General features: G+C 72.3%; 17 protein-coding genes, 1 pseudogene and 1 riboswitch. Of the genes and pseudogenes, 7 read left to right on the top strand and 11 right to left on the bottom strand.

Features of this window, described 5'->3' with window-relative positions:
• Positions 1-62: 62 nt before the first annotated feature.
• Positions 63-3,218 (bottom strand): ATP-binding protein, encoded by a 3,156-nt coding sequence (locus WFJ17_RS06430; RefSeq protein WP_336647975.1) that lies wholly within the window; start codon positions 3,216-3,218, stop codon positions 63-65.
• Positions 3,215-3,961, bottom strand: a complete 747-nt coding sequence (gene dapB / locus WFJ17_RS06425; protein ID WP_251444507.1) for a 4-hydroxy-tetrahydrodipicolinate reductase — start codon at positions 3,959-3,961, stop codon at positions 3,215-3,217. Before dapB ends, WFJ17_RS06430 begins: the two co-directional genes overlap by 4 nt.
• A gap of 85 nt (positions 3,962-4,046) precedes the next feature.
• Here dapB and WFJ17_RS06420 point away from each other — a divergent pair, with 85 nt between their 5' ends.
• Both WFJ17_RS06420 and WFJ17_RS06415 read left to right on the top strand, forming a co-directional pair.
• On the top strand, positions 4,047-4,526 hold the full coding sequence (locus tag WFJ17_RS06420) for a GNAT family N-acetyltransferase (protein ID WP_336647974.1): 480 nt from the start codon (positions 4,047-4,049) through the stop codon (positions 4,524-4,526).
• Complete coding sequence (locus WFJ17_RS06415) at positions 4,523-4,957, top strand: pyrimidine dimer DNA glycosylase/endonuclease V (protein WP_336647973.1); 435 nt, start codon at positions 4,523-4,525, stop codon at positions 4,955-4,957. The genes WFJ17_RS06420 and WFJ17_RS06415 overlap by 4 nt, the downstream gene beginning before the upstream one ends.
• A gap of 157 nt (positions 4,958-5,114) precedes the next feature.
• On the opposite strand, the gene WFJ17_RS06410 is transcribed toward WFJ17_RS06415, so the two are convergent.
• From WFJ17_RS06410 to WFJ17_RS06395, 4 genes are all read right to left on the bottom strand, one after another.
• Positions 5,115-5,717, bottom strand: coding sequence for a histidine phosphatase family protein (locus WFJ17_RS06410; protein ID WP_251444513.1), 603 nt, complete (start codon positions 5,715-5,717; stop codon positions 5,115-5,117).
• Between the two features lie 73 nt (positions 5,718-5,790).
• Positions 5,791-6,855 (bottom strand): aldo/keto reductase, encoded by a 1,065-nt coding sequence (locus WFJ17_RS06405; RefSeq protein ID WP_251444515.1) that lies wholly within the window; start codon positions 6,853-6,855, stop codon positions 5,791-5,793.
• Between the two features lie 201 nt (positions 6,856-7,056).
• The gene (locus WFJ17_RS06400; RefSeq protein ID WP_251444517.1) at positions 7,057-9,333 is read right to left on the bottom strand and encodes a polyribonucleotide nucleotidyltransferase; all 2,277 of its coding nucleotides are present in this window, start codon (positions 9,331-9,333) and stop codon (positions 7,057-7,059) included.
• Positions 9,334-9,470: 137 nt separating this feature from the next.
• On the bottom strand, positions 9,471-11,396 hold the full coding sequence (locus WFJ17_RS06395) for a GDSL-type esterase/lipase family protein (RefSeq protein WP_336647972.1): 1,926 nt from the start codon (positions 11,394-11,396) through the stop codon (positions 9,471-9,473).
• Positions 11,397-11,615: 219 nt separating this feature from the next.
• On the opposite strand from WFJ17_RS06395, the gene WFJ17_RS06390 reads away from it, so the two are divergent.
• Together WFJ17_RS06390 and WFJ17_RS06385 are read left to right on the top strand one after the other, a co-directional pair.
• Positions 11,616-11,786, top strand: a complete 171-nt coding sequence (locus WFJ17_RS06390; protein WP_091477308.1) for a DUF5302 domain-containing protein — start codon at positions 11,616-11,618, stop codon at positions 11,784-11,786.
• Between the two features lie 123 nt (positions 11,787-11,909).
• On the top strand, positions 11,910-13,118 hold the full coding sequence (locus WFJ17_RS06385) for a hypothetical protein (protein ID WP_251444520.1): 1,209 nt from the start codon (positions 11,910-11,912) through the stop codon (positions 13,116-13,118).
• Positions 13,119-13,125: 7 nt separating this feature from the next.
• On the opposite strand, the gene WFJ17_RS06380 is transcribed toward WFJ17_RS06385, so the two are convergent.
• Both WFJ17_RS06380 and WFJ17_RS06375 read right to left on the bottom strand, forming a co-directional pair.
• A complete protein-coding gene (locus WFJ17_RS06380) occupies positions 13,126-13,611 on the bottom strand; it encodes an SRPBCC family protein (protein ID WP_336647971.1) in 486 nt (161 codons plus the stop codon).
• Positions 13,612-13,708: 97 nt separating this feature from the next.
• Complete coding sequence (locus WFJ17_RS06375; protein WP_251444524.1) at positions 13,709-15,163, bottom strand: cation:dicarboxylate symporter family transporter; 1,455 nt, start codon at positions 15,161-15,163, stop codon at positions 13,709-13,711.
• Positions 15,164-15,344: 181 nt separating this feature from the next.
• Between WFJ17_RS06375 and WFJ17_RS06370 the strand changes: the two genes are divergently transcribed.
• From WFJ17_RS06370 to WFJ17_RS06360, 3 genes and pseudogenes are all read left to right on the top strand, one after another.
• On the top strand, positions 15,345-16,640 hold the full coding sequence (locus WFJ17_RS06370) for a sensor histidine kinase (protein ID WP_251444526.1): 1,296 nt from the start codon (positions 15,345-15,347) through the stop codon (positions 16,638-16,640).
• Positions 16,637-17,329 carry a response regulator gene (locus WFJ17_RS06365; RefSeq protein ID WP_251444529.1) on the top strand — a complete coding sequence of 231 codons (693 nt, stop codon included), beginning with the start codon at positions 16,637-16,639 and terminating at the stop codon, positions 17,327-17,329. Before WFJ17_RS06370 ends, WFJ17_RS06365 begins: the two co-directional genes overlap by 4 nt.
• Before the next feature lie 52 nt (positions 17,330-17,381).
• Positions 17,382-17,527: riboswitch (FMN riboswitch) on the top strand.
• A gap of 7 nt (positions 17,528-17,534) precedes the next feature.
• A pseudogene (locus WFJ17_RS06360) lies at positions 17,535-17,975 on the top strand (6,7-dimethyl-8-ribityllumazine synthase); the annotation flags it as partial.
• Between the two features lie 51 nt (positions 17,976-18,026).
• Here WFJ17_RS06360 and WFJ17_RS06355 read toward each other — a convergent pair.
• The 3 genes from WFJ17_RS06355 to WFJ17_RS06345 form a co-directional block, all read right to left on the bottom strand.
• Complete coding sequence (locus tag WFJ17_RS06355) at positions 18,027-19,379, bottom strand: FAD-binding oxidoreductase (RefSeq protein ID WP_336647970.1); 1,353 nt, start codon at positions 19,377-19,379, stop codon at positions 18,027-18,029.
• 65 nt (positions 19,380-19,444) lie between these two features.
• On the bottom strand, positions 19,445-20,089 hold the full coding sequence (locus WFJ17_RS06350) for an FMN reductase (RefSeq protein WP_251444534.1): 645 nt from the start codon (positions 20,087-20,089) through the stop codon (positions 19,445-19,447).
• 1 nt (position 20,090) lies between these two features.
• Positions 20,091-21,305 carry an LLM class flavin-dependent oxidoreductase gene (locus WFJ17_RS06345; protein WP_336648180.1) on the bottom strand — a complete coding sequence of 405 codons (1,215 nt, stop codon included), beginning with the start codon at positions 21,303-21,305 and terminating at the stop codon, positions 20,091-20,093.
• Between the last annotated feature and the right edge of the window lie 23 nt (positions 21,306-21,328).

Below are 21,328 nucleotides of genomic sequence, written 5' to 3'. Positions count from 1 at the left end.
GGCGCCCCTCGGCGCTGGGCGGCCCCGCTCTCCGCGCGCCGTGCTCAGCGAGCGCGCCGTGCTCAGCGAGCGCCCAGCACGGCGAGGCCGCGCGCAACCCTCTCGTCAGGATCCAGTGCCGCCGCGTCCGCCCGGGCCTCGGCGACCTCCGCGGATCCGGTGATCCTCTCCGCATCCGCGAGATGCACGGCGAGGCTGAGACTCGGCATGTTCTGCCTCCCGCCGAGCACCTCGGCGAGCGCGACGGCCGCTGTCCCCCGCCCGATGAGCTCCGGCTGCCGGATCGCCCAGGCCGACCATCCGATCAGGGCCGTACCGAGCACCGGCCGGTCCACGCCCTCCCGGCGCAGCCGGCAGGCGGCGATGGTGCGCGTGCGCAGCCGCCGCTCCCACACGGCCAGCTCCGCCTCCGGCACCTCGAGCTCCCGCACGGCCGCCGAGACATACCCCGACAGCGCCATCAGGTACCAGGGCGAGCGACGGTGCACGGGATCGGCGAAAGCCGCCATCGCCCGGCGGAAGCCCTCGGTCGCGTCGGCCCTGCGCCCCTCCAGGAGGTCGGCCTCCGCGAGCCCGTACAGACCGATCGACCCCAGTTCCACGCCGTCCTGGCTGAGACCCCCTTCTTCGACGAGCCGGCTGAACAGCGCTCGGGCCTCGTCGCCGCGGCCCAGGCAGAGCAGCGCGCCTCCGCGCACCCACTCCTGGTGGTCGATCTGATCCTGCGCTTCGAACTCGGCGAACACGGCGCCCGCACGCTGGATCCAGGTCATCGCCTCGGCCGGACGGGCCGACTGCGCGGCCAGCTGGGCGGCGAGGTCGGCGGCCATGCCCTCCGCCCACCGCTCGTCGAGGCTGCGCGCCCGCTGCCAGGCGCTGCGGGCGGCTTCCATCGCCTCCTCCGCCTCGCCGTCGTTCTCCGCGCGGTGCGAGCGCAGCACGTCCGCGGCCAGCTGCGCGCGCGGATCCGACCTCTGCGGCCCCTCGGGCAACGACCCCATCGGCGCGCCCCGGCCCACGGAGAGCAGCGCGTCCGACAGCAGTTGCCAGGCCGGTGCGAGCGCGTCGCCGGCTGCGCGCACGGCACGGGCGACGAAGGCGAGTCCGCGCGCGGCGAGGGGGTCCCCGCTGATCATGCAGCCGAGCGAGGCCATCACGACGGCCATGACCTGCAGGTCGGGCTCGACGTCCCCGGCCGGCAGGGCGTCCACGATCTCGATCATCGGCCCCGCATAGCCGATGAACTCGGTGAAGGAGCCGCGGATGAACCAGGACTGCCCGAGGACGGTGAACAGACGCACCGCGTCGCCGCCGCGTCGCTCCGCGACCAAGTGCCGCAGCACATGCACGAGGTTGTCGTGCTCGCGCGTGATCGCGAGGTGCGCCCGCGCGGTCAGGCCCGCGGGGAACGCCCGCGTCCTCGCACCGTGCGCGGCGACGAAGGCGAGCGCCCAGGCGACCACGGCCTCCCACGCGTCCTGCTCGGCGCCGATCTCGACCAGCCGGTCGTGTCCGAACTCGCGCACGGTCTCCAGCATGCGGAAGCGCACGTCGCCGTCGCCGATCTCCACGACGTTCAGCAACGACTGCGAGACGAGTCCCTCCAGCACATCGTCGGACGCAGCGCTCAGGACGGCGTCGGCGGTCTCCGCCGAGAAGCCGCCGGGAAGCACGGACAGCAGCGCGAGCGCCTGCCGCGCCTCCGGCGAGAGCAGATCCCAGCTCCACTCGATCACAGCCTCCAGCGTGCGGTGGCGTTCGGGAGCCGAACGGTCACCGGTGGTCAGCAGCGCGAACCGGTTCTCCAGCCGCCGTTCGATCTGCTCGGGCGTCATCGTGCGCACCCGCGCCGCAGCGAGCTCGATCGCGAGCGGCAGCCCGTCCAGACGTGCGCACAGGCGCGCGACGACCTCGAGATCGAGCGTCGCGCCCGGACGTGCGACCTGCGCACGCTCCACGAAGAGGCGCACGGCCGGTGCATCCTGCGTCGCCTCGATCCCCAGCGGCTCCAGCGGAAGCACGCGCTCCGCGGCGATCGCGAGCGGGGTGCGGCTGGTGGTCAGGATCCGCAACGACGGCACCATGGCCAGCAGATCCGCCGACCAGCGCGCGACACCGTCGATCACCTGCTCGCAGTTGTCCAGGACCAGGAGCGTCGTCCGCTCACCGAGAGCGGCGATGATGCGGGCGCCGAGGTCGGGACGCGGACGCTGCTCCGAGAGCCTGCCGCCGGGGGCGTTCTCGCTGATTCCCAGGGCGGCGGCGACCGCCAGCGGCACGCCCCCGTCGGTGCGCACACCGGCGAGCGGGACGACGACCACGGCGGGCGCCGGCGACTCCGCCGCCAGTGCCTGCGCGAGCCGGGTCTTGCCCAGTCCGCCCGCGCCCATGATGGTCACGAGCCGTGCGGTGCGCAGCAGGACGCGCGCGCTCGCCAGCGCTCCGTCGCGGCCGATGAGCTCGTTCGGGGCGGACTGCACACCGATCCGCACCCGCGGCCCCTCGTCCCGCCCGCGCAGCAGCCGCGCGTTCAGCTCGACGAGCTCGGGGCCGGGCGAGCTGCCCAGCGCGTCGGCGAGGGCGGCGCGCAGCCGTGCGAAGACGCCGAGGGCCTCAGGGACCCTGCCGTCGTCGGCGAGTGCCGTCATCAGCGCGGCGTGCGCCGTCTCATCGAGCGGATGGGCCGCAGCGAGTTCCTCGAGGATCCCGATGCCCTCCGCCGCTTGCCCAGCGGCCACGAGCGAGGCGGCGAGGCAGCCGCGGAGTGCGGCCTGCAGCCCCTGCGTGTGCGCCGCGAGCTCCTCCGCGATCGGAGCCCCCGCGAGGTCCGCGCCGGGCTCGCCCCGCCACAGGGCGAGGGCCGCGCGCAGCAACCGGACGCGGTCGGGATCGCCGTCGTCGAGTGTCTCCGCCTCGGCGCGCAGACGGCGCGCGGACTGGAGGTCGGTGTCATCGGTGCCCAGGGCATAGCCTCCCGGAGCGCTCGCGATGGCGTCCGGCCCGGCGAGCGCCCTGGCCCGGGAGACGAGCGTCTGCAGGGCCGCCTTCGGGTTCTGCGGCTGGTCGTCCCCCCAGACCTCGTCGGCCAGCGCGGGCACGGATCGCGTGGTGCCGGTGCCCGCCAGGACGAGCGCCGCCAGCAGGGCGCGCATGGGCGTGCCTCCGGCGTCGCGATCCGCGATCCGCACCGGGCCGAGCACGCCGATGCGCGCGGTCATGCGCGCGGCCGGATCCCCAGATCGATCACGTTCTCCAGGCCCACGACCACACCGCGCAGATCACGGGCGTACGGCAGGGCGAGGCGGATCCCGGGGGCGTACGCCGCCGCCGACTGCACGGTGTCGTGCACGATCGTGAGCGACTCCCCCGGGCCCGAAAGGATGACCTCCTGCTTGGCGAGCACGCCGGGCCGGCGCAGCGAGTGCACCGGGACGCCGGCGACCTGCTGGCCGCGCGCGCGCTGGTCGACGTGCGGCGCATCGACGGGCCCCTGCTCGGAGCGGGCCGCCGCGATCAGTTCCGCAGTGCGCACCGCCGTGCCGCTGGGCGAGTCGATCTTCGTGTGCTGGTGCGCCTCGATGATCTCGACGGACCCGAAGAACGGAGCGGCGAGGGCGGCCAGCGCCGTGCCCAGCACGGATCCCAGCGAGAAGTTGGGCACGAACAGCGCTCCCGTGCCGGCGGCGTCGATGGCCGGCCGCACCTGGGCGATGCGGTCGGCAGACCACCCCGAGGTCGCGACGAGGAGGTTGATGCCGCGGTCGACCGCGGCGCGCACGATCTCGACGCTGGAGGCCGGCGTGGTCGCATCGACCACGAGGTCGGCGCCGTCGAGCTCGTCCATGGTGCTGTTCGACCCGAGCACCGCGCCGAGCTCGAACCCGTCCAGCTGCGCGATCACATCGCCGATGATGGTGCCGAGCTTGCCGGAGGCGCCCACCAGGGCCACGCGCGTCGTCATGTCCACAGTCTATTCAGGGCGGCGGACGCGGCTCCTCCGCGCGGCTGGTGCGGTCCGGGGCGCGTCGAGGGCATAACGTCGGAGCATGCCCACGTTCCGGATCGCATCCCCCGAGGATGCCGACGCGCACGCCGTGCTGGTCGCCTACTTCACCCTGCGGGCCGCGGAGTTCCCCGGTGGCACCTACTCCCCTACATATCCGAAGGCCGCGGCGTTCCAGGATCCTGACGGCGTCTTCCTGCTTCTCGAAGACGACGACGCGATCGTGGGCTGCGGCGGGATCCGCCGCGTCGCGATGCCCGACGGCGCGCCGGACGTGTTCGAGATCAAGCACGTGTTCCTGAGCCCGGAGGCGCGCGGTCGCGGTTGGGGGCGCCTGCTGCTCGAGGAGCTGGAACGCCGCGCTCGCGGATTCGGGGCCAGCGCCCTCGTGCTCGACACCCACCACACGCTCGAGGCGGCCGGCCACCTCTACCGCAACAGCGGCTTCGCCGAGATCCCCCGTTACAACGAGAATCCCAACGCGACCCGGTGGTATCGGAAGGATCTGGAGGCGCACGCGTGAGGCTGTGGTCTGTTCACCCCCGCTACTACGATCGGCAGGCGCTCACGGCGTGCTGGCGCGAGGGACTGCTCGCGCAGGCGGTGATCGCGGACCCGACGCGGCGCGGCTATGCGAACCACCCGCAGCTGCAGCGGTTCCGCGCCGTGCCGGATCCGCTCGCGGCGATCGGCGACTACCTCTCCGCAGTGGTGGACGAGGCCGACGCACGCGGCTACCGGTTCGCGCGGGAGAAGATCCTCAAGACCGGTCCCGTGGAGCGGATCCCCGTCGCCCACGGTCAGCTCGAGTACGAGTGGGGTCACCTGCTGCGCAAGCTCGAGGTCCGCAACCCGGACCTCTGGGAGCGGTGGCGCGGCAGTGCGCTCCCGGATCCGCATCCGCTCTTCATCGTCGAGCCGGGTCCGATCGCCGACTGGGAGCGCATCAGCTGATCCCGGCGCGCCGCGGCGGGCCGTCCTCGCCCGTCACGATCAGCACACGTGGTGACGATCAGCACACGGATCCGGCGAACTCGTGTGCTGATCGTGACAGGCCGTGCGGATCGTCACGAACATGCGCCGCGCAAGCGCCGCGTCCACGGTTGTGAGGTCAGACCGCGAGGGGATCCGGCAGGCCGGTGCGCAGCTCCACAGGCAGATGGCTCAGGTCGTTGTGCGCGAGCAGGGTCCACGGGCGGCCCTGCTTCTGCGAGATCACGGTGAGTCCGCAGTTCGCCTGGTTGAGCGTCATCCAGCGCCAGTCCGGCGCCTCGAGCACCTCGCGGACGAACCAGCCGATCACGAAGTTGTGCGTGATGAGCACCTCGTGGACGTCACCGGGCTTGCGGACCAGGTACTCGTTGACGGCGTCATCCATCTGCGCCCTGCCGGCCTCGATCTCCGCATCGGTGACGGATCCGAAGAAGGGCTCGAAGACGGCTGGTGTCTCCTCCGTCATGCCGGTGGGCACGCAGTCGAACAGCAGCGCGGACGGCTCAGCCTCGACCGAGGGGATCCGCTCGGAGATCGCCCTCGCCGTCTCGGCGGCGCGGAGCAGCGGAGAATGCCAGATCGCGTCGAGCGGGAGCCCGGACAGGCGGTCGGCGATCAGCTCGGCCTGACGGCGACCGCGCGGCGAGAGGGGGCCGTCGGCGAGACCGTGCTCGGCGTCCTGATGTTCGCCGTGCCGGACCAGATAGATGTAATGCGTCACAACCGCTCGCCTCGTCGCCGACTCCGTGGTCGGGCTGCTTCCAGCCTATGTCACGGATCGGACACGGACCGGATCAGCTCGCCGCCCGGGTGAGTTCGGCCAGCTGCGCCCGCCCCAGCGCGACACCCGCGCCCTGCATGAGCTCATCCACCTGGTCGGTCGCGAAGGCGTTGACGATGGGGGCGGTGACCGTGCGCTGCGCGAGCAGCCAGCCGATCGCCACCGCCGCAACGGGCACCTGCAGCTCGTCCGCCGCGATGTCGAGAGCCCGCAGCACCTTGATTCCGCGGCGGTTGATGTTGCCGCGCAACTGCATGCCGCGCACGCCCTGCAGGGCCTGCTTCGAACGGTGGCGCCCCGAGAGGAAGCCGTGCTCGAGGGCGTGCGAGGGCGTCACCGCGAGCCCCTGGGCCGCGGCGACCAGTCGCAGGTCGCCCTCGAAGCCCTGGCGGCGCAGCAGGTTGTACGGCTCGTCCAGCACCTCGATGCGCGGGTACCCCGCCGAGGCGAGGATCCGGGCCTCGACCAGACGCTCCGGGGTGAACCCGAAGGCTCCCAGCAGGCGCACCTTGCCGGTCTCGACCAGCCACTCCGCCGTGGCGAGGGTGTCCTCGAGGGCGCTGCCGTCGTCGACCGTGCCGTCGAGGTAGAGCACGTCGATGCACTCGACTCCGAGCCGGTTCAGCGAGGCCTCCACCGCGCGGACGAGGTTCACCGCGCCGATGCCGGGGTTGTCGGGGTGACCGCCCACGCGCACGCTCAGCACGATGTCGTCGCGGTTGCGGCGCGACGCGAGCCAGCGCCCGATGATGTGCTCGCTGCGCCCCGCGGCGAAGCTGTCGGCGGTGTGCACCGCGTTGCCGCCGAACTCGGCGTAGCGGTCGAGAATGCGCAGGGCGGTGTCGGCGTCGGTGTTCCAGCCGAACTCCGCGCCGCCCAGGATCAATGGGAAGGTGCGGATGCCTGTCTCGCCGATCGGCACGCGCAGGCTCGTGCCGATGCCGGGTCCGACCACGGGGATCGGGGCGGACGGATGCGGCGGGACCACGGCAGGCGGCGTCGTGACGGCGGGCGCGGTCGCGACGGCAGGCGCGGCACCGCCGGTCGCGGATCCGGGTCCGACACTGAAGAGACGCATGCGATCACCCCCGTGTCTGCTGCGCTGTGCTTCGAACGCACCCCCCCGGTGCGTTCCCTACGAGAGTAAGGGAGGCCTCGGACGCTTCCGTTCATTGAGACGGCCGGGAGGCGAACAATGGATAACGGTTCGGTCACGAAGACGCGAAAAGGCCCGCCATGTCCCCCCTTCGGCGGACATGACGGGCCTTTTCGTGAGGAATCAGGCCTCGGCGGTCTCGGCGACCGGCTCCGCAGCCTCGGCCGGAGCCTCGTCGATGACGGGCTCGAGCGAGAGCTTGCCGCGGTCGTCGATCTTCGTGATCTTCACGAGGATCTTCTGGCCGACGGAGAGCACGTCGTCGACGTTCTCCACGCGCTTGCCACCGGCGAGCTTGCGCACCTCGGTGACGTGCAGGAGGCCGTCCTTGCCCGGGAGCAGGGAGACGAACGCGCCGAAGGTCGCGATCTTGACGACCGTGCCGAGGAACTGCTCACCGACCTCGGGGTTGGTCGGGTTGGCGATCGCGTTCACCTGGGCACGGGCGGCCTCGGCCGACGGGCCGTCGGTCGCGCCGATGTAGACGGTGCCGTCCTCCTCGATGGAGATCTGCGCGCCGGTCTCGTCCTGGATCGCGTTGATCGTCTTGCCCTTCGGGCCGATCAGCTCGCCGATCTTGTCGACCGGGATCTGCACGCTGATCACGCGCGGCGCGGTCGGCGCCATCTCGTCCGGGCTGTCGATCGCGGCGTTGAGCACGTTGAGGATCGTCAGACGCGCGTCCTTGGCCTGGGTCAGCGCGCCGGCGAGCACCTCGGAGGGGATGCCGTCGAGCTTGGTGTCCAGCTGGATCGCGGTGACGAACTCGCTCGTGCCGGCGACCTTGAAGTCCATGTCGCCGAGCGCGTCCTCGGCGCCCAGGATGTCGGTGAGCGCCGCGTAGCGGGTCTCGCCGTCGACCTGGTCGGATACGAGGCCCATCGCGATGCCGGCGACGGGGGCGCGCAGCGGCACACCCGCGTTCAGCAGCGACAGGGTCGAGGCGCAGACGGATCCCATCGAGGTGGATCCGTTGGAGCTGAGCGCCTCGGAGACCTGACGGATCGCGTAGGGGAACTCTTCGCGGCTCGGCAGCACCGGCACGAGGGCGCGCTCGGCGAGGAAGCCGTGCCCGATCTCGCGACGCTTCGGCGAACCCACGCGGCCGGTCTCGCCGGTCGAGTAGGGCGGGAAGTTGTAGTGGTGCATGTAGCGCTTGCTCGTGGTGGGCGACAGCGAGTCGATCTGCTGCTCCATCTTGAGCATGTTGAGCGTGGTGACGCCCAGGATCTGGGTCTCGCCGCGCTGGAAGATCGCGGAGCCGTGCACGCGCGGGATGACCTGCACCTCGGCGTCGAGCGGGCGGATGTCCGCGAGGCCGCGACCGTCGATGCGGACGCCCTCGGTGAGGATCCGGCCGCGCACGATCTTCTTCGTGACGGACTTGTAGGCGGCGGAGAACTCGCTGAGGGCGATCTCCGGCTGCTCGCCGGCCTCGACGGCGGCGACCAGCTCGGCCTTGACACGGTCCTTGATCGCGTCGTCGGCGTTCTGGCGCTCCTGCTTGTCGGCGATCTGGTAGACGTCGACGAGCTCGGCGAAGGCGCGCGACGAGACGAAGTCGAACGTCTCCTCGCTGTACGGCAGGAAGACCGGGTACACGCCCGGCTCCTTCGACGCCGTGGCGGCGAGCTGCGCCTGCGCCTCGACGAGCTGCTTGAGGAACGGCTTGGCCGCCTCGAGACCCTGCGCGACGATGTCCTCGCTGGGCTTGGTGGCGCCGGCCTTGATCAGGTTCCAGCTGCCCTCGGTCGCCTCGGCCTCCACCATCATGATCGCGACGTCGGTGCTGCCGTCGCCCTTGGTGACCACGCGGCCCGCGACGACGAGGTCGAAGACGGCCTGCTCGACCTGCTCCGCGTTGGGGAACGCGACCCACTGGTCCGCGTGCTCGCCGTGGCCGGGGATGAACGCGAGGCGCACACCGGCCACGGGGCCGGAGAACGGCAGGCCCGAGATCTGGGTCGACGCGGACGCCGCGTTGATCGCGAGCGCGTCGTAGTACTCGCCCGGAGCGATGCTCAGGACGGTGATGACGATCTGCACCTCGTTGCGCAGGCCGTCGACGAACGACGGACGCAGCGGACGGTCGATCAGACGGCAGACGAGGATCGCCTCGGTGGACGGACGGCCCTCGCGACGGAAGAACGAGCCGGGGATCTTGCCCGCGGCGTACGAGCGCTCCTCGACGTCGACGGTCAGCGGGAAGAAGTCGAAGCCCTCGCGCGGCGACTTGCCCGCGCTCGTGGCCGAGAGGAGCATCGTCTCCTCGTCGAGGTAAGCGGCGACCGCGCCCTGCGCCTGCTGCGCGAGACGGCCCGTCTCGAAGCGGACGGTGCGGGTGCCGAAGCGGCCGTTGTCGAGAACGGCCTCGGTGGCAGTGATTTCAGGACCTTCCAAGAGGTCTCTCCTTCTTTGTTTAGGCTCGCTCTCCCGTGTGGAGCGCGAGCATGGACGGATGCGCACAGAGGCATCCTGTTCGATCCTATCAGCGCGCGGCGCAACAGCTGCCCCGGCCTCTCCCGCCGCGCAGCCGATCAGACCTCGCTCGGCTCCCGCACTCCCCGCTCGCGGCCGAGGCGCACGTAGTCGTGGTGCTTCGCGCTGCGTCCGTCGCCCGCGGCCCGTCCGTGCAGACGCCGCCACACCCAGGGGAGCGCATGCCGACGCCACCACACGCCGGCCCCGGTGCGCTCCGACGCGTGCAGGGCCTCGTCCAGCGCGCCGAGCTCGTCCGCGAGGGCCACGCCGAGCACGCCGCCGGCCCGATAGGCGAGGAAGCGGTGCCCTCGACTGGAGAGGTGCACGAGGTCCTCCCCCCAGTTCGGCCTCTCGGCGAGCTGCGGATGCAGGTCGGTGTCCAGCAGGATCGCGCCCTGGCGGCGGGCGATGCCCGCGAGCGCCGTGGCCCAGGCGGAGAACCGGCGGGCGTAGATCCGCGCCGCCGGGTTGCCCGGCAGGAACGCCGTGACGACCAGGACGTCGGCGCCCGCCTCGCGCAGCTGCCGCACGGCGTCCTCGAGACGCGCCGCGAGCCGCGGGATCGAGGCGCGCCGCTTCACCAGGTCGTTCGCGCCGACGAGGATCGACGCGAGATCCGGGCGCAGCTCGAGGGCGCGCTGCAGCTGCGTGCCGCAGACGTCCTCGACGCGCTTCGAGCGGATCGCGAGGTTCGCGTAGTCCAGCGGTTCCCGGGCAGCCAGCAGCAGAGCGAGCCGATCCGCCCAGCCGCGCAGTGCGCCGTCGGGCCCCGGATCGCACAGGCCCTCGGTCAGCGAGTCGCCGAGCGCGACATAGCGGCGCCAGTGCTTGCGCTCCCCCGCCGGCGCGGGCTCGGGTCGCACCGCCCGGGGAGCGCGGAGGCCCGCGTCGGCCCTGTGCAGCTCCTGCGCCTCGGCGAAGTGCCCGAGGAGCTGGTCGCACACGGCGCTCCAGCTGCGCCCCTCGACCGCCTCGCGACCCGCGCGGCCGAACGCCTGCCGTTTGCAGGCGTCACCGGCGAGATCCCGCACCCGCTCGCGCAGATCCTCGAGATCGCCCGGGCGGTAGAGCCAGCCGTCGATCCCCCTCCGCACGAGGTCGAGCGGGCCGCCCCGGCCCGTCGCGACCACCGGGATCCCGCTCGCGTGGGCCTCCTGCAGCGTCTGACCGAAGGTCTCGCTCTCCCCCGGATGCACGAAGACGTCGAAGGACGCCATCGCCCGGGCGAGCTCGGCCCCGCCGAGGTGCCCCAGGAAGAGCGCGCCGGGCAGCAGCGCCTCGAGACGGGGACGGGCGGGCCCGTCGCCCACGATCACGAGCCGCACCCCGGGGAGGTCGGCGAGCACGCGCAGATCCTCCACCTGCTTCTCCGGCGCCAGCCGCCCGACGTAGCCGACGACGACGTCCGACCCGCCCCGGTGCTCCCAGTCCGCCACCCGCCGATCGGGGTGGAAGCGCTCGGCGTCCACTCCTCTGCCCCAGCGACGCACCCGGTCGACGCCGAGACGGGCGAGCTGCTCCTCGGACTCCGACGACGGAGCGAGGGTCAGCGTCGCCCGACGGTGCAGACGCGCGATGTGCGCTTCGGCGAGCGCGGTGGTGAGGGCCACTCCGTAGCGTGCGGCGTAGGCGGCGACGTCGGTCTGGTACGCCGCGACCGACGGCACCGCGATGCGCTCCGCGGCGAGCGCACCGCGCCAGCCCAGCGCGAAGGGCGACGCGAGGTGCACGACGTCGGGCTCGAAGCGGGCCAGCGCGACGGACAGCCGGTGCGCGCTCGAGGTGCCCACCCGCACGGTGCGGTAACCGGGCAGGGCGACCGACGGGATCGGCTCGATCCGCGCGTGCCCGATCATGCGCGGCATGTCCGCGGCCGCGGGCGCGTACACACGGGCCTCATGTCCGTGACGCTCGAGATGGCGGAGGATCTGCAGGACGCTCCCGGTCACGCCGTTCATGTGCGGGAGGAAGGATTCCGTCACGATCGCTGCTCTCACGTGATCAGGATCCCGCCCCGCCGGCTCTGGAGGCGCCCGGATCGGCGATCATCGCGCAGTGTTCACCGGATGCACGGCCCCCGGTCACCGATCGTCTGCCGCCGCGTCCTCCGCCGACGATGCCGTCCTCGGGACCGGCACGCGACCGGCGACGAGCCGCGGCGACGATGGCCCTGTCGGGACGCACGCCCTAGGCTGGCGCGCATGAGTACCGACGACACCGCCGCTGCGGACATGAAGCGCAAGTTCAAGGAGGCGCTCGAGAAGAAGAACGCCCAGCAGCATCGGGGCGAGGCGCATCTGGACGGCGACTCCGCCGTGCACGGCACACACGCCGCGCAGACCAAGCGCGAGTTCCGCCGCAAGAGCGGCTGAAGCCCGGATCACCCGGTAAGGGGCGCCGACGCATCGCCGTCGGCGCCCCTGCGCATGCGGCCCCCGAGACCGGTCCGTGCCGTCGCAGTTCCGATCCACAGGCAACCGGGTTACGGTCGAAAGGTGAGCGATCCGTCCCGAACCGCCGCTCCCTCGCGAAGGGGCCGCGCCGCGCGCCTGCTCGCCGCGATCCTGGCGACCTCGACGCTCGTGGCGGGCCCGATGGTCGCGGCGCCGGCGTACGCGGACGACTACCCGTCCTGGCAGGACGTGCAGAACGCGCAGGGCGACGAACAGGCCACGCAGGACGAGATCGCCAAAGTGAACGACGCGCTCGCGGGAACGCAGCAGAAGGCGGCGGACGCCTCGACCGCCGCGATGAAGGCGGCCCAGGCCTCCGACGCCGCGCGAGCCGACGCCGATGCCGCCGCGAAGCGCGCCGATCAGCTGACCGCACAGGCGGCCGACGCCACTGCGGCGGCCGAGCGCACGCACGAACAGGTGGGCACGATCATCGCCGGCCGGGCCCGGACGGAGACCGCTGCGCCGCTCTCCGTACGCCTCCTGACCGCTTCGGATCCGGATCAGCTGCTCACCCGGCTCGGGGTCATGCAGCGCCTGGACGCGACGTGGAGCACTCTCGGCGCACGCGCTCTCGCGGAGCAGGGGGTTGCGGCCACGCTGCGGGATCAGGCGCAGACGGCGCGCACGGCACGCGATCAGCGGGCGACGGCGGCGGAGCAGGCCGCCCGGGAGGCGAAAGCGGCCGCGGATGCCGAGGCCGCCGCGGTCCAGGACCTGCAGGGCCACGTCACGACGCTCTATCAACAGCTCGCCGCGCTGAAGAACACCACGGCGGACGTCGAGCGCCGCTACCGGCTCGGCCAGCAGGTGGCCGAGCAGGAGCGCCAGGCCGAGCTGCAGCGCGAGGCGGCCGCCGCGGCCGCGGCCGCGGGTTCCGGCGGCGGCTCCTCGGGCGGCTCCGGAGGCGGATCCACCGACCTCGGCGGGGGCGGGGTGAACGTCGACCCGGCCGGCGCCCAGGCTTACGCCGCCGGGCAGCTCGGCAACTACGGCTGGGGCCAGGATCAGTTCCCCTGCCTGTACCGCCTGTGGATGCAGGAGTCCAGCTGGCGTGCGGACGCGCTCAACCCCGACAGCGATGCCTACGGGATCCCGCAGGCCCTGCCCGCCGAGAAGCTGGCGGCGGCCGGCCCCGACTGGCGCACCAACGGGAACACCCAGATCGACTGGGGGCTGAACTACATCCAGGACCGGTACGGGTCCCCCTGCGGCGCCTGGGCGCACGAGGTCTCGAACAACTGGTACTGAGCAGTCCTCAGGGACGAGCCCGCGCCGCGCGGGCGGCGTCGAGGACGGCCGGATCCGCACAGCCGCGCGCGAAACCGGCGATCCTGCGGCGGATCTCCCGTCCCAGGACGACGGTGCCGATGCGTTCCGCGACGGGGGCGAGCCACGCGGGTCGGCAGGTGAAGCTGTACTTCCAGACGGCGCGCGTGCCGCCGTCCACCGGTTCGAAGCGCCAGCCCGCGCCGAGCGTGCGGAGGAACCACGGCCCGCGCTCCATCACCATCCCCACGGTCGTCGGCGGCGCGTAGGAGACGTAGTGGGTGGTCATGGCGAGGCCGAACCTCTGCCGGGTGAAGGTGCGCACGCCCTTCGCCGGGGTCGTCGCACCGTCGAGGAAGTGCTGCGCGTGGATGAAGCCGTCCCAGCGGCGTCGTACCTCCCCCGTCGTCTGCGAGACCGCGAAGGCCAGGTCGGGGGAGATCGGGACGACGACGGCGGCCTGGACGACGGGCATGCTCCGACGCTAGCGCCTCGGCCGCGACGGCGAGGCACGCGACGGCCGGGGCGGGGCGTCGTCGGCGCCCCGGCCCGGCCTCAGCGGGCGATCCGGGTCAGCCGCGCCCGGCGCGAGCGCGTGCCCGCTCCTGCTTGGCGGCCATCTCGTCCACGGCGGCATGTCCGAGCGTCTCGGTGCTGACCGCCTCCGCCTCACCGCGGCCGAGCGCGGCAGAGGGCGCGTCGTGCCCGACGCCGTCCAGGGTCGACTCGTCGAACGGCCGCGCACCCGAGAGGACCGCGCGCACCTGCTCCGCATCGATCTGCTTCGTCCAGGTGCCGATGAGGATCGTGGCGACCGCGTTGCCGGTGAAGTTGGTCAGCGCGCGGCCCTCCGACATGAAGCGGTCGATGCCCACGATCACGCCCACGCCGTTCACGAGGTCGGGCCGGTACGCCTGCAGGCCGCCCGCCAGCGTCGCGAGCCCGGCGCCGGTGACGCCCGCGGCGCCCTTGCTCGCGATGATCATGAAGACGAGGAGGCCGATCTGCTCGGGGATCGACATCGGCTGGCCGAGGCCCGTCGCGATGAACAGGGACGCCATCGTGAGGTAGATCGCCGTGCCGTCGAGGTTGAACGAGTAGCCGGTCGGCACCGTGATGCCGACGACGGGCTTCGCGACCCCGAGGTGCTCCATCTTCGCGATCAGGCGAGGCAGCGCCGACTCGGAGGACGAGGTGCCGACGATCAGCAGGTACTCGCGCGCCAGGTACTTCATGAGCTGGAAGATGTTCACCCGCGCGACGAGCATCAGGATCCCGCCCAGCACCACGACGATGAACACGATGCAGGTCAGGTAGAACGCACCGAGGAGGATCCCGAGGCTCCAGATCGCCGCGACGCCCGTCTTTCCGACCACGGCGGCGATCGCGCCGAACGCGCCGAGCGGGGCGAGCCACAGGATCATCCCGAGCACGCGGAACACGAGCGTCTGCAGGTGCTTGATCGCCGTCATGATGGGCGCGCCGCGCTCCCCCAGCCCCTGCAGCGCGAACCCGACGAGCAGCGCGATGAAGAGCACCTGCAGCACGCTCTCGCCGGTGAAGGCGCCGAAGAACGTGGCGGGGATGATGCCGAGGATGAAGTCCTGCGTCGTCTTCGCCTCGGTCGTCGCGGCCTCATAGGTCGCGCCCGCCATGTGCAGCCCCTCGCCGGGATGGATGATGTTGCCGACGACCAGCCCGATCGCGAGGGCGAACGTCGACATCACCATGAAGTAGACGAGCGCGAGCCCGCCGATCTTGCCGACCGTCGCCGCCTTCGCGATGGATCCGACGCCGATCACGATCGTGCAGAAGATGATCGGCGCGATCATCATCTTGATGAGGCTCACGAATCCCTTGCCGATGGGTTCGAGACCCTGCGCGAACTGCGGGAACACGAGCCCCACGGCGATCCCGAGGGCCACCGCGATGAGCACGGACACATAGAGCCAGGTGTGCTTGTCCCAGGAGTTCTTGCCGCGGCGCCAGTCGTGCCGCGGGAGAGTGAAACCTTCGGTGAGAGCCATCATCGCCTCCGCTGAGTGAACCTGAAGCCCGCACCCCTGCGGGCGGGCTGTGCCGACCATCGTGCGGATCCGCGGCTCTGCCCGGCGAGTTCTGGTCGTATTGAAACCGGCTCGGATCCGCTCCGGGCCGCCGCTGGTCCGGGGAGCTCGCGCATACTGGCTGAGGAGGTCGGGATCGGCGATGGCGACGACAAGACGCGGCGGAGTGCGCAGTGCGGCATCACGCGTGTTCGCGCTCCTGATCGGATCCGTGCTGCTGATCGGCGCCGCGATCGGGGCGTTCCTCACCTGGGAGGCGCAGACCTCGGCGCGGCAGGAGGCCGAGCACGTCACCGCGGCGATCGCGCAGGCGCTCGCCGCGGCACCGGAGATCGAGGCCGCCGTGACCGCCGCCGACCGCCCCACGGCGGCGGGGGGTCTGCGCGCGTACGTCGAGTCCGCCCGCACCGGCGCCGGGCTCGACTTCATCACCGTGATGGACCGCGACGGCGTGCGCCTGACGCATCCGGATCCCGCCCGGATCGGCGAGAAGTACCTGGGCACGATCCCCGCCGACGGTCGTCCCCTCACCGAGCAGTACACGGGGACGCTCGGGCCGTCCGTGCGCACGATCGCCCCGGTCCACGACGCGGACGGCGCGATCGTCGGCTGGGTGTCGGCGGGCGTGACCGTGGAGTCGCTCGCCGGGGCGCTGCTGCGACGCCTGCCCGTGATCGTGCTGCTGACCCTCGCCGTCGTGGCCCTGGGCGCGATCGGGGCCGTGCTCGCCCGGCTCGCGACACGGCGCATCACGGGCGATCTGGATGCCCGCGATGTGCGCGAGGCCGTGGCCGGGTACGAGTCGGTGCGCACGCTCGGCGAGGCGCTGCGCGCGCAGACCCACGAACACGGCAACCGCCTGCACACGGCGCTGTCTCTGCTCGAGCTCGACCGCCGCGACGAGGCGATCGCGTTGCTGTCCGAATCCTCCCTGCAGAGCCAGTCGGTGATCGACCAGATGACGCTGCGGGACGGGGATCCGACGCTCGGCGCGCTGCTGCTCGGCAAGGCCTCCCAGGCGAAGGAACGCGGCGTGCGCTGGCAGGTCCAGGTGGATCCGGCCGCTCCCCGTGCGGATCTGCCCCCGGTCGACGCCGTCGCCGTGGTCGGCAACCTCATCGACAACGCCCTCGACGCCGCGCGTCAGGCTGGGACGGGCGCCGACCGCTGGGTGCGGGTGGACGTGACGGCGGCGGACGGCGGCGCCGTCGCGATCACCGTCGCGGACGGGGGCCCCGGAGTCCCCGCGGACGACCGGGAGCGCATCTTCGAGCACGGCTACTCCACCAAGCCGAGCGACCGCACGGGGCGCGGCGTCGGACTGGCCCTCGTCCGCGACATCGTGACCGCCGCCGGCGGGAGGGTCGAGCTGTCCGCAGACCCGACCGCGTTCCGTGTCACGCTGCCGGGTGCGCCGTCGGAGAGGAGATCCGGATGATCGGCGTCCTGCTCGTCGACGACGATCCGCTCACGCTCGAGCTGCACGCGGCGTACCTCGCACGGCTCGACGGCTTCGAGGTCGTCGGCGAGTGCACCGGCGTCCGCGCCGCGCTCAGCGCGCTGACCACGGAGGCGGAGCGGATCGACCTGGTGCTGCTGGACCTCACGATGCCGGACGGATCCGGCATCGACGTCCTGCGGCGCATCCGCGGAGCCGGGAGCGCGATCGACGTGATCGCGGTGACGAGTGTCCGCGATGTCGAGGCTGTGCGGCGGATGTCGGCGCTCGGCGTCGCCCAGTATCTGCTCAAGCCGTTCCCGTTCGCCGTCTTCCGCGAACGCCTGCTGCAGTACCGCGACCGGCACGAGCGCGCGATCGCCCTCGCCGGAGCCGCCAGCCAGGAGGAGATCGATGCCCTGATCGGCGGGCCGACGACCGGGACGATCGCCCTCCCGAAGGGACTCGCGGTCGAGACGCTGCAGACGGTGACCGCCGTGCTGCGCGCCCACGGCGACCTCTCGGCGGCGGAGGCCGCACCCCTCGTGGGCGTCTCGCGGGTCACCGCGCGACGCTACCTGGAGCACCTCGTCGCCCAGCAGATCGCGATCCGCGCCCCGCGCTACGGGGCGCCGGGACGTCCGGAGACCGCGTACCGCCTGGCCGGAACGGGAACGGCTTCACACTGACCGCCCCGCCCGTCGCCGTGGTCGGCGCGCCCTCACCGCGGTGATAGCGTCGTCCTGTCCTCAGGGCGGGGTGAGAGTCCCCACCGGCGGTGTCGCGGCATGGTCCGCGCGAGCCCGCGAACGGTCCCCATGGTGGGGACCGCCGATCCGGTGCGATTCCGGAGCCGACGGTCACAGTCCGGATGAGAGAGGACAGAAGGAGCAGTCCACCATGCCCAGAATCGCCATCGTCGCCGCGCAGTGGCACGCCGAGATCGTCGAACAGGCCGTTTCCGCCTTCATCGAGCGCCTCGCCGAGCTCGGCATCGACCAGGTCGACGTGTTCCGCGTTCCCGGGGCGTTCGAGATCCCGCTGCACGCGCAGCGCCTCGCCCGCACCGGTCGCTACGACGCCATCGCCACGAGCGCCCTCGTCGTGGACGGCGGCATCTACCGGCACGACTTCGTCGCCGGATCCGTCGTCGACGCGCTCATGCGCGTGCAGCTCAGCACCGACGTCCCGGTGTTCTCCGCGGTGCTCACCCCGCATCACTTCCACGAGCACGACGAGCACCAGGACTACTTCCGCTGGCACTTCTCCGTGAAGGGCCGGGAGCTCGCCGAGGCCGTGTCGGCCACCGTGCAGAGCCTCGCCGCGATCGGCTGACCGACTCACGAGGCCTGGCTCAGGCACGCCCGCCGTCGCCGAGGGCGGATCTCAGCGCGGCAGGCGTCCCTCGTGCAGGACGGCGTCGGGGTCGGCGCTCGCCCGCACCGCCCGGAGCCGATCGAGGTCGGACTCCGTGGCGCACCGCTCGAGCGTCTGCCCCGGCGTGAGGAACGTCGGCACCGTCCGATCGGCGACGGCCGGCGCGAGCAGGTCGACCAGCCCCACGATGCTCGCATCGCCGGGCCCGGTCGGCGCCCCGGGGAAGTCCGGCACGAGCGCGTGCAGGAGCCACGAGGCGGAGGCGAGCGAGGCGAACCCGGATCGTCGCGGTGCGTCGAGCGCTCCGCCCAGCATCCTCAGGTCGATCCCGACGATCGGCGCCTGCTCGGGCGCCTGACGGAACTCCGCCAGGGCCTCGATCGTCGCGTCGTCCAGGCGATCGAGCGCGACGGAGGCGCCCCGGCCCGCGGTCGGCTCGGTCGGCTCCCCCGAGGCCGCGGCGAGGGCGGCGAGCGAGGTCGGGCCTGTGGTCTCCCGCTGCACGGCGCCTGAACGACGGACGCCGTCGAGCAGCGCGTCGGCCGCGCCGTCGGCGGACAGCGCCTGGACGGTCAGGAAGCTCTTGCCGCGGATCGCCTCGGGCAGCATCGGGACGTCCGGCATCCGCATCGAGTTCACGAACACGTTGAGCGTCGCGGGCGCCACCGCGGCGAGATCCCGCACGGCGCGGATCACGGCGGCGGTGTCCGCCGCGTCGAAGGTCAGCGCGGCGCCCCACTGCGCCGGGGCGCGGACGAGGTCGATCTCGAGCGCGGTGACGATCCCGACGACGCCGCCCGCCCCGCGCAGCGCCCACATCGCCTCGGGGTCGCTGCCGTCGTCGATGCGCTCGTGCGTGCCGTCGGGCCGCAGCACCCACGCGGCGCGCAGGTTGTCGGATCCGAGACCCGCCGTGCGGCTGAACCAGGAGTGCCCGCCGCCGAGCGTGTAGCCCGCGACGGAGACGACGGGGCTCGTCCCCGCGGGCGCCGCCCATCCGCTGCCCTCGAGCGCGTCGACGACGGCGCCCCAGCGCACGCCGCTGCCGACCACCACGACTCCGGCGTCGTGATCGATCTCGAGCCGGTCGAAGGCCGCCGTGCGCACGATCACCGCGCCGGACAGGTCCCCGGAGGCGCCGTGCCCGCTCGGCTGAACGGCGAGAGGCGTTCCCGCCTCGCGCGCGGCCGCGAGGATCAGGCGCAGGTCGTCGAGCCCCGCCGGGGCTGAGACGGCCGCCGGCAGCTGATCGATCGAGAGGTTCCACGGGCGGCGGGCGGCGTCGAACCCGTCGTCTCCGGCGCGGAGGAGGGATCCGTCGAGCCGACCGGGAAGGGAGTCGAACGCAGAGAGAAGGGGCATGACGCCACCCTAGGATGCCCCACGGACATTCCCTGCGGCGTCATGCCCCTGCGCGCTGCGCGGCCCTACTCCCCTGCGAGACCGCCGAGCAGGTGCCCGAACGAGCGCCCTTCGCCGAGGTAGTTGCCCGGATCGAAGGGATCCTTGTCGGCCGCGGGCTCCCGCCGGGCCATCGCCTCCGCGAGCTCCCGCGCGCCGCGCTCGACGCGCGTGCTGAGCGGCGCGACCTCGTCGGCATTCGCCCCCCAGTCGCTCGAGGCGGCGAAGACCCCCGTCGGCACGGGCTCCGCGTGCAGGTAGGTGAACAGCGGGCGGATCGCGTAGTCGATCGCGAGCGAGTGCCGCGCCGTGCCGGCGTTGGCCCCGATCAGCACGGGCTTGCCGGAGAGCGCATCCGGGTCGAGGACGTCGATGAAGGACTTGAACAGCCCGGAGTAGCTCGTCGAGAAGATCGGCGTGACGGCGATCAGGCCGTCGGCCGAGACGACCGTGTTGATGGCCGAGTCCAGCGCGGGCGGGGCGAATCCGGTGAGCAGGTTGTTCGTGATGTCGTGCGCGAGATCGCGCAGCTCGATCACGTCGACGCTGACCTCGGAGCCGAGCTCGGTGAGCCGGTGCGCGGTCTCGGCCGCGAGGCGGTCGGCCAGCATGCGCGTGGACGACGGGTTGCTGAGCCCTGCGGAGATCACCGCGATGCGACGGGCGCCCATCTCAGTTCGCCCCCTTCGTGGCCGCGGCTCCGAAGGACGAGCCCGCCGCGGCCGGGACCGCGCCGCCGTCCTGATAGGGCGAGCCCGCCGTGAGGTTGTCGCCGCGGTTCGCTCCGGGGCGCGCCTCGCGCGAGGGTCCGTCGCCGTAGACCGCCTTGACGCGCGCGGCGTGGGTCGGCGCGTCGGGCACCGTGGCGGGGCGGTTCTGCGCCAGCTCCTTGCGGAGCACCGGCACGACCTCGCCGCCGAGCAGGTCGAGCTGCTCGAGCACGATCTTCAGCGGCAGCCCCGCGTGGTCCATGAGGAAGAGCTGGCGCTGATAGTCGCCGTAGTGGTCGCGCATCGCGGCGTAGCGGTCGATGACCTGCTGCGGGGATCCGACGGTGAGCGGGGTCATCTCGGTGAAGTCCTCCATCGACGGGCCGTGGCCGTAGACCGGGGCGTTGTCGAAGTAGGGACGGAACTCGTTCACCGCGTCCTGGGAGTTCGGGCGGATGAACGCCTGCCCGCCGAGACCCACGATCGCCTGCTCTGGCGTGCCGTGGCCGTAGTGCGCGAAGCGCTGCCGGTACAGCTCGATGAGGCGCTGGTAGTGCTCCTTCGGCCAGAAGATGTTGTTCGCGAAGAACCCGTCGCCGTAGTAGGCGGCCTGCTCCGCGATCTCCGGCGTGCGGATGGAGCCGTGCCAGACGAACGGGGCGACGCCGTCGAGCGGCCGCGGCGTGGAGGTGAAGCCCTGCAGCGAGGTGCGGAACTTGCCCTCCCAGTCCACGACGTCCTTCGTCCACAGCTCGTGCAGCAGCGCGTAGTTCTCGATCGCGAGGGGCAGCCCCTGCCGGATGTCCTTACCGAACCACGGGTAGACCGGCCCCGTGTTGCCGCGGCCCATCATGAGGTCCATGCGGCCGCCGGAGACGTGCTGCAGCATCGCGTAGTCCTCCGCGATCTTCACCGGGTCATTCGTGGTGATGAGCGTGGTCGAGGTCGAGACGATGAGACGCTCGGTCTGCGCGGCGAGCGCGGCGAGGAACGTCGTGGGGCTCGACGACCAGAACGGCGGGTTGTGGTGCTCGCCGATCGCGAAGACGTCGAGACCGACCTCTTCGGCGTGCTTGGCGATCGTGAGGGTGTTCTGGATCCGCTCGCGCTCGCTCGGGGTCTCCCCCGTGACCGGGTTGCGGGTGATGTCGCTGACCGACATGAGGCCGAACTGCATGCCCGACCAGGTGCTCGACTCGC

This window comes from Microbacterium sp. MMO-10 (genome assembly GCF_037148715.1).
Taxonomy (GTDB): domain Bacteria; phylum Actinomycetota; class Actinomycetes; order Actinomycetales; family Microbacteriaceae; genus Microbacterium.
Note: the sequence above shows the minus strand (reverse complement) of the source record. Positions and strands in the feature narration are given on the sequence as shown.